Origin of the sequence: Pseudomonas mucidolens (assembly GCF_900106045.1) — a bacterium.
GTDB classification, from domain to species: domain Bacteria; phylum Pseudomonadota; class Gammaproteobacteria; order Pseudomonadales; family Pseudomonadaceae; genus Aquipseudomonas; species Aquipseudomonas mucidolens.
In genome coordinates, this window is record NZ_LT629802.1 from 1,273,212 (window position 1) to 1,292,524 (window position 19,313).

At 59.1% G+C, this 19,313-nt stretch carries 17 protein-coding genes and 1 pseudogene; 7 read left to right on the forward strand and 11 right to left on the reverse strand.

Annotated elements, in window-relative coordinates; translation table 11 throughout:
• Window positions 1–10 precede the first annotated feature (10 nt).
• From BLU75_RS06285 to BLU75_RS06310, 7 genes and pseudogenes are all read right to left on the reverse strand, one after another.
• Window positions 11–820 (reverse strand): hypothetical protein, encoded by an 810-nt coding sequence (locus tag BLU75_RS06285; protein WP_084377651.1) that lies wholly within the window; start codon window positions 818–820, stop codon window positions 11–13.
• 12 nt (window positions 821–832) lie between these two features.
• Complete coding sequence (locus BLU75_RS06290) at window positions 833–1,609, reverse strand: hypothetical protein (RefSeq protein WP_084377653.1); 777 nt, start codon at window positions 1,607–1,609, stop codon at window positions 833–835.
• Window positions 1,606–2,463, reverse strand: a complete 858-nt coding sequence (locus BLU75_RS06295; RefSeq protein ID WP_084377655.1) for a DUF4123 domain-containing protein — start codon at window positions 2,461–2,463, stop codon at window positions 1,606–1,608. Before BLU75_RS06295 ends, BLU75_RS06290 begins: the two co-directional genes overlap by 4 nt.
• Entirely contained in the window at window positions 2,460–4,535 is a 2,076-nt protein-coding gene (locus BLU75_RS06300) for a type VI secretion system Vgr family protein (protein ID WP_084377657.1), read from the reverse strand. Before BLU75_RS06300 ends, BLU75_RS06295 begins: the two co-directional genes overlap by 4 nt.
• Before the next feature lie 461 nt (window positions 4,536–4,996).
• Window positions 4,997–5,128 (reverse strand): annotated as a pseudogene (locus BLU75_RS27695) (LysR family transcriptional regulator); the annotation flags it as partial.
• Window positions 5,129–5,144: 16 nt separating this feature from the next.
• Window positions 5,145–6,233, reverse strand: coding sequence for an SMP-30/gluconolactonase/LRE family protein (locus tag BLU75_RS06305; RefSeq protein ID WP_084377661.1), 1,089 nt, complete (start codon window positions 6,231–6,233; stop codon window positions 5,145–5,147).
• A complete protein-coding gene (locus BLU75_RS06310; RefSeq protein ID WP_084377663.1) occupies window positions 6,230–6,913 on the reverse strand; it encodes a sterol desaturase family protein in 684 nt (227 codons plus the stop codon). Before BLU75_RS06310 ends, BLU75_RS06305 begins: the two co-directional genes overlap by 4 nt.
• A gap of 253 nt (window positions 6,914–7,166) precedes the next feature.
• On the opposite strand from BLU75_RS06310, the gene BLU75_RS06315 reads away from it, so the two are divergent.
• The 6 genes from BLU75_RS06315 (at window position 7,167) to BLU75_RS06340 (ending at window position 14,103) form a co-directional block, all read left to right on the forward strand.
• Window positions 7,167–8,093: a substrate-binding domain-containing protein gene (locus tag BLU75_RS06315; protein WP_084377665.1), complete on the forward strand. Its 927-nt coding sequence runs from the start codon at window positions 7,167–7,169 to the stop codon at window positions 8,091–8,093.
• A gap of 63 nt (window positions 8,094–8,156) precedes the next feature.
• On the forward strand, window positions 8,157–9,665 hold the full coding sequence (locus BLU75_RS06320) for a sugar ABC transporter ATP-binding protein (RefSeq protein WP_084377667.1): 1,509 nt from the start codon (window positions 8,157–8,159) through the stop codon (window positions 9,663–9,665).
• On the forward strand, window positions 9,631–10,623 hold the full coding sequence (locus BLU75_RS06325) for an ABC transporter permease (RefSeq protein WP_084377789.1): 993 nt from the start codon (window positions 9,631–9,633) through the stop codon (window positions 10,621–10,623). Before BLU75_RS06320 ends, BLU75_RS06325 begins: the two co-directional genes overlap by 35 nt.
• 69 nt (window positions 10,624–10,692) lie before the next feature.
• Entirely contained in the window at window positions 10,693–11,784 is a 1,092-nt protein-coding gene (locus BLU75_RS06330) for an alcohol dehydrogenase catalytic domain-containing protein (protein ID WP_084377791.1), read from the forward strand.
• Between the two features lie 4 nt (window positions 11,785–11,788).
• Entirely contained in the window at window positions 11,789–13,318 is a 1,530-nt protein-coding gene (locus tag BLU75_RS06335; protein WP_084377669.1) for an FGGY-family carbohydrate kinase, read from the forward strand.
• Between the two features lie 56 nt (window positions 13,319–13,374).
• On the forward strand, window positions 13,375–14,103 hold the full coding sequence (locus BLU75_RS06340; RefSeq protein ID WP_084377671.1) for an SDR family oxidoreductase: 729 nt from the start codon (window positions 13,375–13,377) through the stop codon (window positions 14,101–14,103).
• On the opposite strand, the gene BLU75_RS06345 is transcribed toward BLU75_RS06340, so the two are convergent.
• From BLU75_RS06345 to BLU75_RS06360, 4 genes are all read right to left on the reverse strand, one after another.
• Window positions 14,100–15,104 carry a LacI family DNA-binding transcriptional regulator gene (locus tag BLU75_RS06345; protein WP_084377673.1) on the reverse strand — a complete coding sequence of 335 codons (1,005 nt, stop codon included), beginning with the start codon at window positions 15,102–15,104 and terminating at the stop codon, window positions 14,100–14,102. The two genes, BLU75_RS06340 and BLU75_RS06345, sit on opposite strands and share 4 nt — an antisense overlap.
• A gap of 50 nt (window positions 15,105–15,154) precedes the next feature.
• The gene (locus BLU75_RS06350; protein WP_084377793.1) at window positions 15,155–16,018 is read right to left on the reverse strand and encodes a LysR family transcriptional regulator; all 864 of its coding nucleotides are present in this window, start codon (window positions 16,016–16,018) and stop codon (window positions 15,155–15,157) included.
• Between the two features lie 57 nt (window positions 16,019–16,075).
• The gene (locus tag BLU75_RS06355; protein ID WP_084377795.1) at window positions 16,076–16,852 is read right to left on the reverse strand and encodes an alpha/beta fold hydrolase; all 777 of its coding nucleotides are present in this window, start codon (window positions 16,850–16,852) and stop codon (window positions 16,076–16,078) included.
• A gap of 125 nt (window positions 16,853–16,977) precedes the next feature.
• Complete coding sequence (locus BLU75_RS06360; RefSeq protein ID WP_084377675.1) at window positions 16,978–18,381, reverse strand: aminotransferase-like domain-containing protein; 1,404 nt, start codon at window positions 18,379–18,381, stop codon at window positions 16,978–16,980.
• A gap of 131 nt (window positions 18,382–18,512) precedes the next feature.
• Here BLU75_RS06360 and BLU75_RS06365 point away from each other — a divergent pair, with 131 nt between their 5' ends.
• Window positions 18,513–19,151: a LysE family translocator gene (locus tag BLU75_RS06365; RefSeq protein WP_084377677.1), complete on the forward strand. Its 639-nt coding sequence runs from the start codon at window positions 18,513–18,515 to the stop codon at window positions 19,149–19,151.
• Window positions 19,152–19,313: the final 162 nt, after the last annotated feature.

Genomic DNA, 19,313 nt, shown 5'->3' on the forward strand with positions numbered 1-19,313 from the left:
TTTGATTTCCTTATTCAGTGCAGTTGGGATAAATCGAACACTGTTTACCATCCGGCATTATGAATTCGCTGAAGTCTTTCTGATTTTTACGGCAGAATGCATATTGGTCTTCCATGCCTTTACCCATGCACCGTCTCCAACCATTAGGAAACTTCAGCCAAGTATTCCCAATAGCAGGCCTTTCCTCATCAGCCAGCTTGATCTTCAGCCTTACGGTTTTACCGGGCAGTTGATCCAGCGTGTAAGCCCCTACGGGACGCCCTTTTTTCACCATGCTCTGATCGTCAACTTTTTTACAATCGAGGAGTTTAGTGATGTAGCGGTCAGGTCCGATAGTACGAAACAGCCACTGACACTGACCATTTATGGCGCTTTCTCCAGCAGCATCAAAAGCTCCTTTGTATTGTTCTTCCAGTTGCTCTCTAATAATAACCATTGCTGAGTCTGCGCCGAAGTCTCCCCGATCTTCCCCATAAGCTGCATAGATCTCCAGCTCAACGCGGTAGATGACCAATTGGCAACCTTCAGAAGTGCGATAGATGGGGATGTCATGCTCAGGCTTGTATCGTTCTTTGTAATCTAAGTGCCATCTTTGATTGTAGCCAACATTGGGTTTTTTAACCGTACAGGTTTCTCCCTTGGCGGGTGCATACTTGGCGACTGCTTCATAAGTTACGTTCGGAGGGAAGTCAGCCGTAAAGGTGAAACTTTCCTGCTTCCCTGTAGCACACCCGGCTGTAAGAGCCATGCAGCTGCCCAAGAGCAGAGACTTAAGTTTTGTGCAAGAGCGGTGCTTCAGCTCTTCATCCAAAGTGCTCATTGAGTGATTTCCTTATTCGGTACAGCCAGGATAAATTGTGCAGTCGCGGCCATCTGGCATTTTGAAGCTGCTGAAGTCCTCATAATTGCCATTACAGTAACCTCGTTGATCCTCGGGTCCCTCTCCCATGCAACGTTTCCAGCCGTTGGGAACTTTGACCCATGTGTCTCCCCAGCCGGGCTGCTGCTCATCAGCCAGCTTGATCTTCAGCTTCACGGTTTTACCGGGCAGTTGATTCAAGGTGTAAGCCCCTACGGGACGCTCTCTTGTCACTACACCCTGATCATCAATTTTTTTGCACTCGAGACCCTTCGAAAGACGACGCTTTGGTCCTTGAGTACGAAACATCCACTGGCACTGACCATTTATGGCGCTTTCTCCAGTAGCATCAAAAACACCTTTGTATTGCTCCTCCAGTTGCTCTCTAATAATAACCATTGCTGAATCTGCGCCGAAGTCTCCACGATCTTCTCCATAAGCTCCGTAGACGTCCAGTTCAACGCGATAGATAGCTAATCTGCAACCTTCAGTGGTGCGGTAGATGGGGATTTCAGAGTCGATCTTGTATTTTTCTTTATAATCTAAGTGCCATCTTTGGTTGTAGCCAACGTCGGGCTTTTGAGCCGTGCAGGTTTCTCCCTTGGCGGGTGCATACTTGACTACTGCCTGATAAGTGAAGTTTGGAGGTAGATCAGCCGTAAAGGTAAAGCTTTCCGACTTCCCAGTAGCACACCCTGCTGTCAGGACTATGAAGCCGCCCAGGAGCAGAGTTCTAAGTGTTTGTGTCATAGCGGGACATCTTCTTGCCAAAATTTCGTTGCCTGGTAAACCCGCTCGAAATGAGCTGTCGGAGTTTCATCAGGGCGGGCCTTCCAACGCTCTGCGAGTTTGCCCTCTGGTTCCTTTAAACTCTGGATCAACAAGAACTCCAGTTGCTCCGGCGCTTGCCAACCCCAAGTGTCAGCCAAGGTCAACTGAGTGCTGAGCCATAGATCGGGGTCTTGTTGTTCAGCAATTCGGGCGTAGGCGTCCAGATGTTCGGCCAGCAAGTAGCGGCGGGCGTTGACCTCACGTATGTGCGCGGACTGATCGCTCTCAACGGGAACCTCACACCATGCAGGGCTTTCAGGAACTGGATGGTTACCCGGTGCGGGATTGCTGAGCGTTTCCCAATGCTGACCTTGCCAGTAGCAGACGCTGATAATGGGCCCCAAGTACCCCGCAATAGCCCCAGTGGCTAAGTGCTTCAGTGCGCGGGTCAATACTCGGTTGTCATGGAACCGATAGAGCGCTTGGTGCGGTCTCGTCCCGACAATCAGACGTTCACGCCAGTGTTTGACCAGCGCCTGTAGCCCTGCCTCAGGTGGAACACTGGCAAGCCAGCCCCAGTTCCTTTCAGGCGCCTTGAGCAACTCGTCCAGTTGTCCGTCTTCCGGGTTGTCGATCAGAAACATGAAGGGCCCGGCATCCGCCATATCGGCGACCGGTGTTTCGCTGTACACGCTGCAATACTGGTCAGGATCTTGAGCGTCCAACAGAACCTGACGGGTTTGGCGTTCGTCCTCAGAGTCCAGAATCAGACACAGAGAGTGCCCGAGTTGGTGTTGTTCGATCATCCATTGCTGAGGCGGTATATGGGTCATGTTGTGGCTCCTTCAGTCAGACAAACACCATTTTTGCAGGCCTCGCAGATCGGGCAGAAATCAGGGCTTTGAACTTTTGAGATGGCCATCAGGGCGTACTGGGAAGGTGCAATCATGGGTGGGAGCGCTGTGGGAGCCATTAGCGTAGTCAACGCCCCCGGCAATATCGGATTGGCCGCAGTTCCTCCTACAGGGGTACCGCCAAGTTGAATATCGGAGCTGCTGAAGATCCCACCGGGGCCAATCACGATGTGTTGACCACCGGCCTTTAAGGTAATACTGGCACCCGCATCCAGAATCAAATGGGCCCCGGCTTTAAGGTGAGCTTCCTGACCTGCTTCGGCGACCAGCGTTTGCCCGACGCGGGTATGACTGCTGTTCGCTACCAATAAGTAGTCGTTGGCCTTGAGCTGAACTTTGCGGTCAGCGGTGACGGTGCGCTGCTCTTCAGCTTCCAACACGGCGATGCTGTTGCCCTTAATGATTTCCTTACGTTCGTTACCGACTTCCAGACGGCTGTCGTGTTCGACCTTCTGCTCCATGTCACGCTGGGCGCGTAGGTAGATCAGCTCTTGGCCGCTGCGGTCCTCCAGGTGCAATTCGTTGAAGCCCGTGCTGTTTGGTGAACTGCGGCTGCGAAAAACGCTACGGGTTTTGTGGGCGGGCAGTTCGTAGGGGGCGGGGTTAGCACTGTTACTCAGGCAACCGCTGATCAGGGGGGAATCGGGGTCACCCTCCAGGAATGACACCAGTACCTCCATACCGACTCGAGGGATCGTTACCGCGCCATGGCTGTTGCCCGCCCAACTGGAAGCGACGCGCAGCCAACAACTGCTTTTGTCATCGGTCTGGCCTTCGCGGTCCCAATGGAACTGCACCTTGACCCGCCCGTATTGATCACAATGGATTTCCTCGCCTCTGGGGCCGGTAACCAATGCGGTTTGACTGCCAAGTATCCGAGGCTTCTCATAGGCCTGCCGTGAGCGATAGAACACATCCCACGGAGTTGCCGTGAAGGTGTTGCGGTAGCCCTGATGGAAATCATCCTTGCGGTCACTGGTATCACTGGGAAGGTTTTCCTCCAGCACCTGAGGTTGCAGGCCTTCGTGGCGAATCGAGGTCAGTAGCCAGAGGTCATTCCACTCTTGGCGCGGGTGTTGGGACAGTTCGAGAAAGTGGCCACTGACCAGTGTGGGTTGATCACTTTTACCTTCGGCCTGACGGTAATCTGCACGATGGCCTTCCAGAGCCCTCTGGCTCAACAACTTGCCTCGTTCGCGCTGAGTAAAACCACCGGGGTATTGGTAGTCTTCCAGATCAGGCTGTCCGTCTTGGGCGGCTGGGCGATAGTCCGCCTCCAGCGCGGTGCGGGCCTTCTCAAAGTCATAATCACGTTGCGTTGTTCGACTGGTTCGGGTCGCAAGGCGTAGGTTAAAACGTTTGATTACGGGCTCATCGGCGACCAAGCCACTGTCCTGCACATAGGCCGTTGGCCTGCCAAGCTTGGGGAATATGGTTTGGTCGTCCCCAAATACCAGTGCGTGACCTTGTCGCGAGTGCTGAAAGTGGTAGTGGATCCCCTCTTCCCAGCACAGGCGTTGAATATAGTGCAGGTCGGACTCGTTGTACTGGACACAGTAGTCCCGTGCTGGATAGATCGAGCCCAACGAAAATTGGTAGGCGTCACTTTGGATGCCATGCTCTTCAAGAATCTGCGCAATGATCTGTGGGACGGTTTGTTGTTGGAAAATCCGTTGGTTGGTTCGATGCGCCAGATAGGCTAACTGCGGGACCAGCGTAAGACTGTAACGGGTCAGGCGCTTGCCGGAGTCACCCTGTGCAATGCGGTAAATTTGCCCATGAATACCAGCGTCACTGTCGTTGAATGCCAGAAAGGCTTGCTTGTGCAATAGACTTTCGATGTCCAGGTCAGGACGTTCGCTGACCAGCTCCAGATCAAAAGAAAAGGGCGCGCTAATGGATTCTTGGCCGGTGAATGAGAGGACCTGAAGGTCGTGCTTGAAGTCGCTGACGGTTAGGCCGAAATGCGTTTGAGGACTTGCGTTGAACATCCACTGTTCCTTCCAGTCATGTAGCGTAATCCCACATACACGGAACAGGCGAACGATATGTCTGTGAGTTTGTGGGAAGCCAAAGCGAGCCAAGCTAACAAGCTATGGAAGGAAAGCATGTAGGATGCGTCTTAAATACGTACTGAATTTTCTGTAGTTCAGGGTGGCGGTTGGGAAGGCGTTGATACGGGAGTTTTCGAGAATCTGACAGAAAAAAACTCTCTGATCACTTCATTTACTATAAACGCCGTCGATTCCTCTGTGCCTCCTCGCACACGTGAGTCTTACAGCGCACGCGCATGGGGCCTCAACGCGCTCGTGGGCGCCTCTGGAAGTCGAAACATTCAGTGTTTGCGGGATACCATCCGGCCGTCACAAGTTGCGTACCAAGGCCTGTCACAAGCCGTTGCCAAGCACTACTGACCTCACTACGAAGTGGCTCCCTTACTCCTTGCAGGCACTCAGTCTGCAAACCGAAGGAAATGCGTTTCGCCCAACGATAACGGGCGGTTGAGTTCAGTGACTTCGCGGATGTAATCCCACAACAGGGTGATCCGCTTGAGCTTGCGCAAATCCTCGCGGCAGCACATCCGGACTGCCCTTTTTTTGTCAACGCGCCAGCGCCTGTTTCAGCGGCAAGCGCGCCATGCTGTCGTTTGTCAGCGATCCCAGATACAGCCAGTCGCCGTATTCGAGCGCCGTGGTGATGGGCGAGTAGTTATCCGCGCTGCCGTCCTGCAGGTTGGCGATCACCTGCGCATTCACATCCAGTCCCAGCACAAAGGCTTTACGTTCGATGGGCTTGGGCACCACCAGCAGCGCCCGTACGACCATTTGGCGCAGCAGCGGATATCCGGCGAGACCATCGAGCAGCGGATTGCGTGGCGAATACAGTGCTATCCAGAAGCGGTCCCGACCATTGAAGCTGAGGTTGTCCGGCAGCCCCGGCAGATTGTCGATAAACAGATCATGTGTACCCGTCTTGTCACCTTTGAGCCAATAGCGGCTGATGCGATAGGCGCCGGTTTCGTTGACCAGTACATACGCCTCATCGGGGCCCAGTGCCACGCCATTGGCGAATTGCAGGTGGTCCAGCAACACCTCGGTCTGACCGTTGCTGAAGTCGTAGCGCAACAATCTGCCATCACCCCCATGTTCGATCACCGCCTCACCGTCCTCGCCGTAGCCCCAGCGGCTCGACGCATCACTGAAATACGCATAGCGTCCGGCGGTGTCCACCGTCACGTCATCGGTAAAGCCAAAGGCCAAGCCGTTGGCGCTGGTGCTCAAGGTGCTGAGTGCGTGTTGTGGGTCCAGCGCCAGCAGACCCTTGACGGCGTCGGCGATGATCAGGCGACCGTCTGGATGGTGCGCCAGACCCAGCGGGCGGCCGCCGGTATTGATCAGCACTTCCAGGGTTTGGCTGTCGGGCGCGGTACGGATGATACGGCCGTCATGCAGGCCCGTGATCAAGAACCCCTGGGAATCCACCAGCAATGCCTCGGGCCCATCGATGTCCTGCGCGCCGACACGTTGGACGTCCTTGAGACGCTGGTTTTCGGCATAGAGCCCGTCTTTCATCGACGGTGCCTCGGGAGGTCTCCAATTGACCGGCTGGACCTTGGTCGGCATCAGCAGCAAAAAGGCCGCGAGCACGATCAGGACCAGCAGCAGTAGGCGCCGGATACTCTTGCTCATGGCAATTCCTGCGGGTCTTTGGCGCGGTCGGTGGGTTCCCAATACAGGGTTCCGAACAGGTAGTCCATCAGTGGCAGCACGATATTGAAGTTGCGCCCTTGCATCAGCTCGCGACGGTGGTGCAGTGCATGCAGGTGACGCATCTGCTTGATCCAGGGCAGGCGCGCCAGGGGATGATTTTCATGCAGATGTTCGCAGGCATGAAAAACTTCATAGAGCAGGTAGCCGAGGATCATGCAGCCTGCGAACAGCCCGGCGACGTTGGGGTTCAGTTGCTTGAGCAGCCACCATGTGGGGAGGGTGATGGCCAGGCTGTGCAGGACGATCAACCACGCAGGAAAGAGGATCACGCGCCAGTCTCTGGGGCTGTCGAAGGTCATATGGCCGGGGCTGAAAAAGCTGTGGTGGTCGCCCGTATGGCGGGCGTAGAACAGCCTGGCGAAGCCGTGTTTGTGATGGCCCAGGTGACGGTGAACGAGGTAGATGCACAGGTTGAAGAACACCAGTGTCACGGGAATGGTCAGCCATTCCCAAGGCTGGATCTGATAGGTGCTGCGCCAGGACAGCGTGATGCGCAGCAGGCCGTAGCCGAGAACGAAACCAGCATGCAGCCAGGGGTTGTAGCGTGGGTGGATACCGGCGCGATAGCGTTCGCGAAAGGTGTCGGTGGGCTGGGGCATGGCGGGCTCGTTGTGTTTTTTTTGGAATGGGATGAGCTTAGTGGGTTGTGGCGATTGCGCCAGGGACGATCAGGTGGTGGACGCGGGGTTGGGGCGTCTATTCATGGCTGCGGTCACGGCGGCCACGGACAGGGACTCACCCCTCAAAAAAGCACAACCCCCCTTGCGACCCCCACATTTCTTTGCTAGTTTCACACAAAATGTTAACGATAACATTTGCTCTAAAAACAAAAACAAGACAGAGATCACCGCCATGAAAATGCTTCCGAAAACCCTGGGTTTATTGGCTCTAAGCATCACTATCGGCACTGCCACCCTTGCCCGCGCCGACAGCAAAACCGCGCCCATCCGCATCGGCGCCTCGTTCCAGGAAATCAACAACCCTTATTTCGTCACCATGAAAAACGCCCTGGAAGAAGCCGGCGCGACCATCGGCGCGAAACTGATCATCACCGACGCCCGCCACGATGTGTCCAAACAGGTCAGCGACGTCGAAGACATGCTGCAAAAAGGCATCGATATCCTGTTGATCAACCCCACCGATTCGGTCGGCGTGCAATCCGCCGTCAAGTCAGCCCATGACGCCGGTGTCGTAGTGGTCGCGGTGGATGCCCAGGCCGACGGCCCACTGGATTCCTTCGTGGGGTCGAAGAACTTTGACGCAGGCTTCCAGGCCTGTGAGTACCTGGCCAAGAACATTGGTAACCAAGGCAATATCGCGATCCTCGACGGCATCGCCGTGGTGCCGATCCTGGAACGCGTGCGCGGTTGTAAAGAGGCCGTGGCCAAGCACCCTGACATCAAGATCGTCAGTATCCAGAACGGCAAGCAGGAACGTGACCAGGCGCTGACTGTTACCGAAAACATGCTCCAGGCCCAACCGACCCTCAAAGGCATTTTCAGCGTCAACGACAACGGCTCTCTCGGCGCGCTGTCGGCCATCGAGGCCAGCGGCATGGACGTCAAGCTGGTGAGCGTCGACGGCGCGCCGGAAGCGATCAAGGCGATCCTCAAGCCCGGCAGCAAATTCATCGCCACCTCGGCGCAGTACCCTCGCGACCAGATCCGCCTGGCGCTGGGCGTTGCCCTGGCGAAGAAATGGGGCGCGCAGGTGCCGGCCAGTATTCCGGTGGATATTGCCCTGATCGATCAGGCCAAGGCCAAGGACTTCAGTTGGTAAACCGCCCACGCCCCGCGTCACTCGCGGGGCACAAGGCACGCTTATGAACGAGAGGTCGGCGGTATGAGCAGTCTTCTGCAACTGGAAAATATCTGTAAGCGCTACCCCGGGGTACAAGCCCTCAAGTCCATCAACCTGCAAGTGGAGCGCGGCGAAATTCATGCGTTGCTCGGGGAAAATGGCGCGGGTAAATCGACCCTGATGAAAATCCTCGGCGGTGTCGAGCATCAGGACGAAGGGCGGATCCTTATCGACGGCCAGGCGCAACAGTTCGCGACGTATCGGGATGCGATTGCCGCGGGTATCGGTATTGTGTTCCAGGAATTCAGCCTGATTCCCTACCTCACGGCGGTGGAAAATATCTTCCTCGGCCATGAGCTGCACAACCGCTTTGGCCTGTTGCGCAAACGCGACATGCATGAGGCATCCGCAGCGTTGTTCCAGCGTCTCGGCGTCACCCTCGACCTGCAATGTCCGATCAAGCACCTGAGTGTGGCCGAGCAGCAGTTTGTCGAGATCGCCAAGGCCCTGGCCCTGGATGCGCGCTTGCTGGTGCTCGACGAGCCGACCGCGACTCTGACACCCAACGAGGCCGAGTTGCTGTTCGAGATCATGCGCGAACTCAAGCGTCAGGGCGTGGCGGTGATTTTTATCTCGCACCATCTGGAGGAAATTTTCCAGGTCTGTGATCGCATCAGCGTGCTGCGTGATGGCGGTAACGTGGGCGTCACCGATGTGGCCGACAGCGATATCGAGCGTTTGGTGGAGATGATGGTAGGCCGGCGCCTGGAATGCAGCTTCCCGCCCAAGCCAAGCCACGAGCGCGGACCGCTGCTGCTGGAGGTCAAGGACATCCAGCTGCAACGCAACGGCCCGCATAACCAGTTCCAACTGCACAAGGGTGAGATCCTCGGTTTTGCCGGGCTGGTGGGTTCCGGTCGCACCGAGCTGGCGTTGGGCATGATGGGGGCGCTGCCCTCGGTGACCAAGGACGTGTGGCTGCGGGGTGAAAAAGTCAGCCTCGGTGATCCGGCGCAGGCCTTGGCCCATGGCATCGGCTTGTTGCCGGAAAGTCGCAAGAGCGAAGGCTTGATCACCGATTTCAGCATTCGCGAAAACATCTCGCTGAATAACCTGCACAAATACCAGGGCGCCAGCGGGCTGATCGACAAGGGCAAGGAGTGCGCCAGTGTCGAAGCGCTGATGCGCCAGCTGTCGATCAAGGCACCCAGCGGCGAAAGTCGGGTGTTCAACCTCAGCGGCGGCAATCAGCAAAAAGTGGTGATCGCGCGCTGGATCAACCACCACTGCGATGTGCTGGTATTCGACGAGCCCACTCGAGGCATCGACGTCGGCGCCAAGGCACAGATCTATGGGCTGATGCGCAAGCTCACCGAGCAAGGCTACGCGATCATCATGATTTCTTCGGAACTGCCGGAAATCATCGGCATGTGCGACCGCGTCGCGGTGTTCCACAAGGGCGCCATTGTCAAGGTACTGGAAGCGTCCGACGTCAACCCACAAGAGGTCATGCGCCATGCAACAGGGGGCTCCAGTGAATCCGTCCATTAATGCCGTCGACACCCGCCGACTGCGCCTGAGTCTGGCGCGACTGGTCCGTTCGCCGGCGTTCTATCCGTTTGTTGGCTTGCTGGTCGTCACCCTGGTGATGATCTTCGCCAGTGACAATTTCCTCACCGCCAGCAACCTGTCGAACATCGCCCGCCAAGTCTCGATCAACGCGATCATTGCGGTGGGCATGACCTGCGTGATCCTGACAGGCGGCATCGATCTGTCCGTAGGCCCGGTGATGGCGCTGTCCGGCACCTTGACCGCCGGCTTGATGGTCGCCGGCCTGCCGCCGGGCCTGGCAATTGGCGCGGGGATGCTGATTGGCGTGGCTTTTGGTATCGGCAATGGTTTTTTCGTTGCCTACCTGCATATGCCGCCGATTATCGTCACCCTGGCGACCATGGGCATCGCCCGTGGTTTTGGCCTGATGTACACCGACGGTTATCCGGTCTCCGGGTTGCCCGAGTGGTTCGGCTTCTTTGGTCGCGAAAGCCTGTTCGGCCTCCAGGTGCCGATCCTGATCATGCTGGTGACCTACCTCGTGGCCTATGTGCTGCTGCAACACACCCGTATCGGCCGCTACATCTATGCTATTGGCGGTAACGAAGAAGCGGTGCGTTTGTCCGGCGTGCGGGCGGCGCGCTTCAAGTTGCTGGTGTATGGCATCAGTGGCTTGACCGCGGCGATTGCCGGCCTGGTGCTGACCTCGCGACTGATGAGCGGCCAACCCAACGCCGGGATCGGCTTCGAACTGGATGCAATTGCCGCCGTGGTGTTGGGCGGCGCCTCGATTGCCGGTGGGCGCGGGGTGATTGTCGGCACCTTGCTCGGCGCGATGCTGCTGGGCGTGTTGAACAACGGTTTGAACATGCTCGGGGTCTCGCCCTACGTCCAGAGTGTGATCAAGGGCGGGATTATTTTGCTGGCGATCTTTATCAGCCGTCAGCGCCACAAGTAAACCGGTTATTTCCACGCGGCCATACCGGTCGCGCCGGGTTCTCTCATGCTCAAAAAAGGTCAGCACACCATGCAAAAGCCTACACAAATGCAAGCCGTCGTCTGCCACGGCCCAAAAGACTATCGCCTGGAGCGCATCGGCAAACCCCAGGCCCGACCCAATGAACTGGTGATCCGCATTGCCGCTTGCGGGATTTGCGCCAGCGACTGTAAATGTCATTCGGGCGCGGCGATGTTCTGGGGCGGCGACAACCCATGGGTCAAGGCGCCGGTGGTGCCGGGGCATGAGTTCTTCGGCTATGTGGTGGAAGCGGGCGAGGGCGCCGAGGAGCACTTCGAGGTCAAGGTCGGCGACAAGGTGATCGCCGAACAGATCGTGCCCTGTGGCAAGTGCCGTTTCTGCAAGTCCGGCAAGTATTGGATGTGCGAAGTCCACAACATCTTCGGCTTCCAGCGCGAAGTGGCCGAAGGCGGGATGGCCCAGTACATGCGCATCCCCAGGACCGCCATCGTGCACAAGATTCCGGAGTCGGTGTCCCTCGAGGATTCGGCGCTGATCGAGCCGATGTCCTGCGCGATCCACACCGTCAACCGTGGCGATATCCAGCTCGATGACGTGCTGGTGATTGCCGGCGCCGGTACGTTGGGTCTGTGCATGGTTCAGGTAGCGGCGCTGAAAACCCCGAAGAAGCTGGTGGTCATCGACATGGTCGACGAGCGCTTGGAGTTGGCGAAAAAGTTTGGTGCCGACGTGGTGATCAACCCTTCCCGCGACAATGCCCGCGAGATCATCAACGGCCTCACCGATAACTACGGCTGCGACGTCTACATCGAGACCACCGGCGTGCCCGTCGGCGTGACGCAAGGCCTGGAGCTGATCCGCAAGCTGGGGCGCTTTGTCGAGTTCAGTGTGTTTGGCGCCGAGACCAGCGCCGACTGGTCGATCATCGGCGACCGCAAGGAACTCGACGTACGCGGTGCTCACCTGGGGCCGTATTGCTACCCGGTGGCCATCGACCTGTTCGAGCGCGGCCTGGTCACGTCCAAAGGCATTGTCACCCATGACTTCCCGCTGGATAACTGGGCCGAAGCGTTCGAACTGGCCAATTCGACGAAGTCGATCAAGGTGCTGTTGAAGCCGCTGCAACCCGCCCAGGAGTAGCCGCATGAAATACGTCATGGGCGTGGACATCGGCACGCAAAGCACCAAGGCGCTGCTGGTGGATGGCGCAGGGCGGATCATCGCCCAGCACAGCCAAAGCTATCGCGTGGATACGCCGAAAGTGCGCTGGGCCGAGCAATGGCCGCAGGTCTGGCTGGAGGCGGTCGAAAGCTGCGTCGTCCATTGCATGACCAAGGCCGGTGTCACCAGGGACACGGTGAAGGCGCTGTGCATCAGCAGTCTGTATGGCGGTTCGGGGATTGCCGTCGACGCCGCGATCAAACCGCTGCACCCATGTCTGATCTGGATGGACCGGCGCGCGGGCGAGCAGGTCGAGTGGGTGCGTGAACAGGTGGATTTGGAGCGTCTGTTTGAGGTCACCGGCAACTCGGTGGACAGCTATTACGGGTTTACCAAAATGCTCTGGCTCAAGCAGCACCGGCCCGACATCTGGGCCAATACGCGCTATTTGCTACCGCCCAATAGCTACCTCAACTATTGCCTGACCGGCGAGCTTGCGGTGGATCACAGCAGCGCCGGCAATATCGGCGGGGTTTATGACGTGGCGGCGCGCGGCTGGTCGAGCGAGATGCTGGAGGCGCTGCAGATCCCGTTGACGATGATGCCCGAGCGTCTGCTGTATTCGGGCGAAGTGGTCGGCGGTCTGCTGCCGGAATGGGCGCAGCGCCTGGGCTTGGCGACGGGGATGCCAATCCTCGCCGGTGGCGTCGATGCGGCCATGGCGACCCTGGCGGCCGGGGTCACGCAGCCGGGCAATCATGTGGCGATGATCGGCACCAGCATGTGCTGGGGCTATCTCAACCAACAGGTGGATGCGCGGCATGGTCTGGTGAGCATGCCCCATGTCTACAACGGTCATCAGGACCTGTACATCTTCGGCGGCGCGATTACCGCCGGCGCCTCGGTCAGTTGGTTTCGCGAACAGTTCTGCCAGGCCGAGGAGCAACAAGCCCGGCAGACCGGCGAGGACAGCCTGTGGTTGCTGGAGCAGAGCGCCGCGAAGATCCCGGCGGGCAGTGAAGGACTGTTGTTCCTGCCGTATTTGATGGGCGAGCGGAGCCCGGTGTGGGACGACCGCGCCAGTGGCAGTTTTGTCGGCCTGAACCTGTATCACAGCCGCATCCACTTGTATCGAGCAGTGTTGGAAGGCGTGAGTTTTGCCCTGCGGCACAACATCGAGGCGGGCACGCGGGGCGCGCGCTCCCTGGATCCACGGCTGATTGTGGTGGGCGGGGCGAGCCATTCGGATCTGTGGATGCAGATCATTGCCGATGTCACCCATTACCCGGTGTACACCATCGTCCAGGAGGTGGAAGCGGCGCTCGGAGCGGCCTTGTTGGCGGCGCATGCGGTGGGGTTGGTGGATCACGCGCAGATGGCAAAGGGCTGGGTGCAGTTGGCGTTGCGGGCTGAGCCAAAGGCGGAAAATGTACAGGCGTATGACCGCGCCTTTGCCAGCTATTTGCAGCTGTATCCGGCGTTGAAACCGCTGATGCATGGCTTGCAGGCGTGAGCGCCGGCGCGCCAACCCGATACATCCACGACTGATGCCCCAGGACCCGAAAAAACATGAACACCCCAACCTTTGACTTCACCCACCAGCGCATCCTCGTCACCGGCGCCACCAGCGGTATTGGTCGCGAGATTGCCCAGCAACTGATCGCCAGCGGCGCCGAAGTATTCGCTGTCGGCCGTGACGCCAACGCGCTGTCTGAACTGGGCTGCAAAACCCTGTGCCTGGACATCGCTGACAGTGTTGCGCTGGACCTCGCCCTCAAGGCGCTGCCACCGATGCATGGCCTGGTCAATTGCGCGGGTATTTCGCGTCTGGAACCGGCCGCCGCGATCAGCAGCGAAGCCTTCGACCAGGTGATGAACCTCAACGCCCGCGCCGCCGCCCAGGTCGCCAGCCGCGTGGCGGCGAAGATGATCGAGGCGAAGATTGCCGGCAGCATCGTCAATGTCTCCAGCCAGGCGTCGCTCGTGGCTCTCGACGATCACTTGGGATATTGCGCTTCCAAAGCCGCCCTGGATGCGATCACCCGTGTGCAATGTGCTGAATGGGGACGCTTCGGGATTCGCGTCAACAGCGTCAATCCCACCGTGACCCTGACGCCCATGGCGCAACAGGCCTGGTCCGATCCCGCCAAGCGCGACCCGGCGTTGGCGGCGATTCCGCTGGGGCGTTTCGCGCAGACCGGCGAAGTGGCGTTACCGGTGTTGTTTCTGCTGAGCCGGGCGGCAAGCATGATCAGCGGCGTCAGCCTACCCGTCGACGGTGGCTACACCAGCCGCTAGCCGTTCTCCAGCTTGCCGGGGATCACCACCTTGTCCCTCGGCTTATACGGGTTTTCCAGGTGGTCCAGCAGCAGGCCGACAGCACTGCTGCCAGCCAGCGAGGCATCGTGGGCGACGCACGCGATGGGCACGCCGAAGATGTCGGCGAAGGGCAGGCGATCGATCCCGCAAATGGTCAGGCTGTCATGGGGGATGTTGTGCATGCGCAAGGCGCGCAAGGCGCCAAGGGTGATCAACTGGTTAAACCCCATGATCGCGTCCGGCGCGCTGTGTTCGGCCAGGTAGTCGAGGGTGTGCAGATAGGAGGGCGCCAGGGTGTAGTCGCCGGCACACACTTGAACCTGCACCTGAGGATGCTCGGCCAGCACTTCCCGCAGGCCTTTGAGACGCTCCACGGTGATACGTGAATGCGCAGGTCCGGTCAGCACCAGCAGGCGCTTGAGCGCGGGGTTCTGGCGCAAGAGGTAGTGCGCCGCCTGGATGCCGCTGTGATAGTTGTCCAGTACCACGCGGCTGAACGGGCTGTCGTGGAGCGTGCGGTCGAGCAGCACCACCGGGGTCTTGCCGTTGCCCAGGCGCTCCAGATAGTCGGGCTGGTAGTCGGGCTCGTCGGAGACCGGCGACAGGATAATCCCGGCCACCCGATAACCCAGCAGCGTGTCGACGGCCTTGCTTTCCAGCTCTTCCAGTTCGTCGGTGTCCACCAGCATGATGGTGTAGCCGTGCTTTTTCGCTTCCCGGGAAATCGCCTTGATCATCTCGCTGTAGAACGGGTTGTCCACCGAGGCGGTAATCACCCCGATGATCAGGCTTTCACTGCGCTTGAGCCCGCGGGCAAAGGCATTCGGCACATAGTCCAGCTCTCGCGCCACCTCGAGAATCCGCGCCAGTGTGGCGGGTTTGACCAGGTCAGGTTTGCTCAGCGCCCGCGAGACCGTGATGGTGGTCATGCCGACCCGTTTGGCGATGTCGCTGATGGTGACGGATTTTTTCTTGTTCATCGGCAAAAGGGGCCCGGAGAAAACACTAGGAGGCTACCATGCGCATCGGTTCAAAGCACCGGATCCCAGCGCTGCGACCAGTCTCTTTCGGCCTTGACCACGCCGCGCAGTAACTCCAGCGCCTGTTGCAACACCGCCGAATCGCGCTCGCGGGAATACACCAGATAAGTCGGAAAGCTGAACTCCGGGGCCTTGGGCACCCGCTTCATCACCCCGCTGTCGAGGTAGCTCTGTACCACCCGCGTGCGGAAATACCCGGCGCCACCGTTCTCCAGGATGTACTGCAGCGCCAACGGCCCGAGATTGAAGCTCACCGCTGCCCGTGCCTTATCCGGCAGGGCAGCGTCGTGCTGCTGGCGAAAGCCCGGGCCCCAGTCGATATACACATAAGGATCGGGCCGCGTCGCCAACCGTACCTGGATCAGTTTTTCTTCCAGCACTTGCTCCACCTGCAACCCCGGCCAGTACTGCGGCTGGAACACCAACGCCGCGTCCAGCACCCCCAGTTCCAACTGGCGCAACAGGTATTCACCTTCGCCCACTTCGGTACGCAGGGCATGGCTGGGGATGTGTTCACGCAGCGCCTTGGCCCAGCCGAGCATCAGCGGGTTGCACAGGCTGACTTCACCGCCGATATACAGCACGTTGCGATACCCTTCGGGCAAGGGCAGGTCACGGCGTGCAGCTTCCCAGGTTTGCACCAGTTGATTGGCGTACACCACGAACGCCTCGCCATCGGCGGTCAATCGCGCCCCGGCACGGTTGCGCACGAACAGCGTGCTGTCGAGCTGGCTTTCGAGCTTTTGCACCCGCGCGGTGATGGCGGTCTGAGTAACGTGGAGCTTTTCGGCCGCAGCGGCCAGGCTGCCGCAGCGGGTGATTTCCAGGAAAGTGCGTGCCAGTTCGATGTCCATGTCGGCCCCGAGGATGAATAGGGCCGACATTGTAGAGCGGATGACTGACGATGGGGGTTATTGGTAACTGACGAGGCACTTGGAGGCGCGTGGTGGTTGCGTGCCGTTGGCCAGGTAGTCACCCGCCCAGCGGTTCGTGCACTGGCCTGCCGTTTTGGACGAGGCCCCCCGCAAATACGGGCCCTTGAGGACAAGGCGGCGCTCCGCGGGCAGTTGCGCAAAGGCCATGTGTACGAGTTCGCCGGACAATTCGTCGAGCGCCGGATCGATCAGCACCATGCGTCCCACGCGATGGGAAAACAGCGCGCCGTAACCGAGACCGGGCCCGGTGCCCTGGGCGGTGCCCAGATAATTGATCTTTTCCTCACCCAGTTGTAGGCGCACGAACTCCATATCCCAGGCTGACTGTGCGGTTGCAGGCTGCTTGCGGGGGCTCAGTTCAATGACGTCATACAGGTTCGTCAGCGAGCGATACGCTTCGGTGTTGGCGAACTTCCAGACCGTCGCCAAATGCACGGCAAATATCCCATGAGCGTTGGTGTGCGGTGTACCGGATTGGGTAAACACTACGCCCTTGCGCGCTAGTGGCCGACGGGCGCCGACTCGGGTGATGCTCAGGCGCACCCGACCCGGTGCGCTGCCTTGATGGTCCAACGGCACCGTGACGATGCCGCATTGGGTGCGGGCAATCACTTCCTGGTCCAGGCCGCGACCGGGTAGCTTCGGGCAGTCAACCAGCCATTCGATACCGGGCTCGGTGGCATGCCCGGGCGGACTTGACAGCAGGGCTAACCAACTGAGGCCCCCTAGGGTGATTGCTCTTAAAGATGTCATCTGCATGTCCGGGTAATCGCTCGTTAGGGACAGGCTTTTTACCAAGAGCGGCCCGGCGCCAATGCAGGGATAGCGCCACGCAGAGTGTAGGAAAGCGGATATTTACTCTCGGTTTTTTCTTAATGCTAATGGGCTTGGTCCAGCATCCCTTCAACCGCCTCCCACACCTGCGGGTCATCGCTGTGTGCCACGTTAAACCGCATGAAATCCCGCATACCGGCGTCGTACCCAAACAACGCCCCCGGTGCGAGCAACAGACCGCGCTTGAGCCCGATCTGGGCCAGCCGCTCGCCATTGACGCCAGCCGGCAAGCGCGCCCAGATAAACATCCCGCCCTCATGACTCATGGGCAGCTCACACCCGCACCGACGCAACCACTGTTCAACCCGTCCGCCGGCTTCCAGCAGACGTTGGGCCATGCGCTTACGGTGCCGGGCATAACTCCCTTCGCTGAGCAGCCGATAGACAATCTGTTCAAACAGTTCTGAGGTCACGCCGCCGCTCATCAGCTTCATATTGGTCAGGTTGGCGGCCAGTTGGGGCGCGGCTACCACATAACTGACGCGGGCATTGGCGCTGAGGGTTTTTGAGAACCCTGACAAATAGGTCACCTGTTCCAGCCCCGCGAGTGCTGCCAGGCGCGGCGGTGGGTTGGGGTGCAAGTCACCGTAGAGATCGTCCTCGATAATATGGCAGTGATACTGACGGGTCAGTTGTAACAAACGGAAGGCCTGGGCCGCGCTGAAGGAGTGGCCGGTGGGGTTATGCAATACGCTGGTGGTCAGGTACAGACAGGGCCGTTGTTCCGCCAGCAGGTGTTCCAACGCGGTGAAGTCGAAGCCATCGGGCCGGCGTTGCAGGGTCACCACTTTGACCCCGTGTAGCGCCAGGTTGGCGTGGAAGTTGAAGTAGCACGGCGCATCCAGCAGGACCGTGTCACCGGGGCGAGCCAGCAGGCGCAGCAACATGTCCAGGCCTTGCAGGGTGTTGGGAGTGGTGATGATTTGTTCCACCGGCGCCGTCAGGCCATCGCCCTGGAGTTTGTGTTGCAACGCCTGGCGCAACGACAGCAAGCCTGCCGGCGTGCCCATGCCGGCAATCCGTAGGGATGGCGCGCGCACCACGCTGCGCATGGCCTGGCGCAGGGCGTCGGAGTCGAGCCAGTCTTCCGGCAGATGGCCGCCGCCGGGACGCAGGTCGCCCTGGCCGCTGACCGTCGGCCGCCGCAGCACACTGAGCAAATCCTGGGGCAATAGATCCACCCAGGTACTGGATGACGGCTGCGCCTGGCGATGGGCGACGAAATGGCCGCGGCCCTGATGGGACGTCAGCAGATGCTGGCCGCGCAGGCGATCGAGGGCTTCATTGATGGTGAATTTGCCGACCCCCAACTGTACCCCCAGCTCACGTACCGACGGCAGTTTGCTGCCCGCGGTCAGTTCGCCATGCTCGATGGCGCGGGCGAAGGCATCGACAATCTGCTGGACCTTGGGCCCGTGGTCATGAAAGTGGATCCGAGGAATGAGCATCGCGATGTCCTGAGGTTTGCCGGTGTCTTTACCGGTAAAGCCTGCGTGAATAAGCGCAGAGTTTACCTGCCTGTCGCAGGTTCTACGCCCTAGACTTCACTGCATTCCTTCCTGCAGCGAATCTTCCTAGCATGGCCAGCGCCCTGACGTTTTCATCCTTCCTGTATTTCCTGTTGCTGTGCACCACCCTGGCGTTCAGCCCCGGCCCCATGACGTTGCTGCTGCTCAGCCTCGGCTTGAAAGATGGCCTGCGTCATTCCTTGCCGGCGCAGTTCGGCGCCAGCGTGTCGTACCTGGTTTCGATCATGATTTTTGCCGTGGGCTTTTCCGAACTGATCAAGGGCTACCCGCTGATTACCCAGGCCATTCAACTGGTCGGCGTGGCCTACATCCTTTACTTAGCCTACAAACAATGGACCGGCAGTGCGGTCAACATCAGCGCCACTGTCCAAGGGCGGGAAAGTTCCCGCAGCCTGTTCGGTAAAGGCCTGCTGACCGGGTTGTCCAACCCCAAGGCCATCATCCTGTTCAGTGCGGTGTTCCCGCAATTTGCTGCCGTGGACCAGGACAGCGCCGCCGCCGACATCGCCATCCTCGGCCTGACCTTCCTGATATTGCAGTTCGCCAGTGGCTGTCTGTATTGCTACTTCGGCCAGCGGATCAAGCATGTACTCGAATCGCCGCGCAAGCGTGTGCTGCTGCAAAGGGTCACGGCGCTATTGTTGTTGGCGGTGGCAATCTTGCTGGCACGTGGTTTTTCCCACCAGTAAGGGGCCCAAGGTGACCGGTCAGGCGAAGATCCTGCTGATGGCGCACGGCGCACTGGATGGATTCGGGATGGTCGCAGGGATTGTCCTACTCATGGAACGATGAGGGTTGCTCTTGCTATCTAGCGCCTTATTGGTATTGGATTTAAGGTGTATCCACTTTGG

Coding starts and splice junctions, on each gene's coding strand:
- BLU75_RS06285 (WP_084377651.1), bottom strand. CDS start 820: ATGAGCACTTTGGATGAAGAGCTGAAGCACCGCTCTTGCACAAAACTT.
- BLU75_RS06290 (WP_084377653.1), bottom strand. CDS start 1,609: ATGACACAAACACTTAGAACTCTGCTCCTGGGCGGCTTCATAGTCCTG.
- BLU75_RS06295 (WP_084377655.1), bottom strand. CDS start 2,463: ATGACCCATATACCGCCTCAGCAATGGATGATCGAACAACACCAACTC.
- BLU75_RS06300 (WP_084377657.1), bottom strand. CDS start 4,535: ATGTTCAACGCAAGTCCTCAAACGCATTTCGGCCTAACCGTCAGCGAC.
- BLU75_RS06305 (WP_084377661.1), bottom strand. CDS start 6,233: ATGAGCAAGAGTATCCGGCGCCTACTGCTGCTGGTCCTGATCGTGCTC.
- BLU75_RS06310 (WP_084377663.1), bottom strand. CDS start 6,913: ATGCCCCAGCCCACCGACACCTTTCGCGAACGCTATCGCGCCGGTATC.
- BLU75_RS06315 (WP_084377665.1), top strand. CDS start 7,167: ATGAAAATGCTTCCGAAAACCCTGGGTTTATTGGCTCTAAGCATCACT.
- BLU75_RS06320 (WP_084377667.1), top strand. CDS start 8,157: ATGAGCAGTCTTCTGCAACTGGAAAATATCTGTAAGCGCTACCCCGGG.
- BLU75_RS06325 (WP_084377789.1), top strand. CDS start 9,631: ATGCAACAGGGGGCTCCAGTGAATCCGTCCATTAATGCCGTCGACACC.
- BLU75_RS06330 (WP_084377791.1), top strand. CDS start 10,693: ATGCAAAAGCCTACACAAATGCAAGCCGTCGTCTGCCACGGCCCAAAA.
- BLU75_RS06335 (WP_084377669.1), top strand. CDS start 11,789: ATGAAATACGTCATGGGCGTGGACATCGGCACGCAAAGCACCAAGGCG.
- BLU75_RS06340 (WP_084377671.1), top strand. CDS start 13,375: ATGAACACCCCAACCTTTGACTTCACCCACCAGCGCATCCTCGTCACC.
- BLU75_RS06345 (WP_084377673.1), bottom strand. CDS start 15,104: ATGAACAAGAAAAAATCCGTCACCATCAGCGACATCGCCAAACGGGTC.
- BLU75_RS06350 (WP_084377793.1), bottom strand. CDS start 16,018: ATGGACATCGAACTGGCACGCACTTTCCTGGAAATCACCCGCTGCGGC.
- BLU75_RS06355 (WP_084377795.1), bottom strand. CDS start 16,852: ATGACATCTTTAAGAGCAATCACCCTAGGGGGCCTCAGTTGGTTAGCC.
- BLU75_RS06360 (WP_084377675.1), bottom strand. CDS start 18,381: ATGCTCATTCCTCGGATCCACTTTCATGACCACGGGCCCAAGGTCCAG.
- BLU75_RS06365 (WP_084377677.1), top strand. CDS start 18,513: ATGGCCAGCGCCCTGACGTTTTCATCCTTCCTGTATTTCCTGTTGCTG.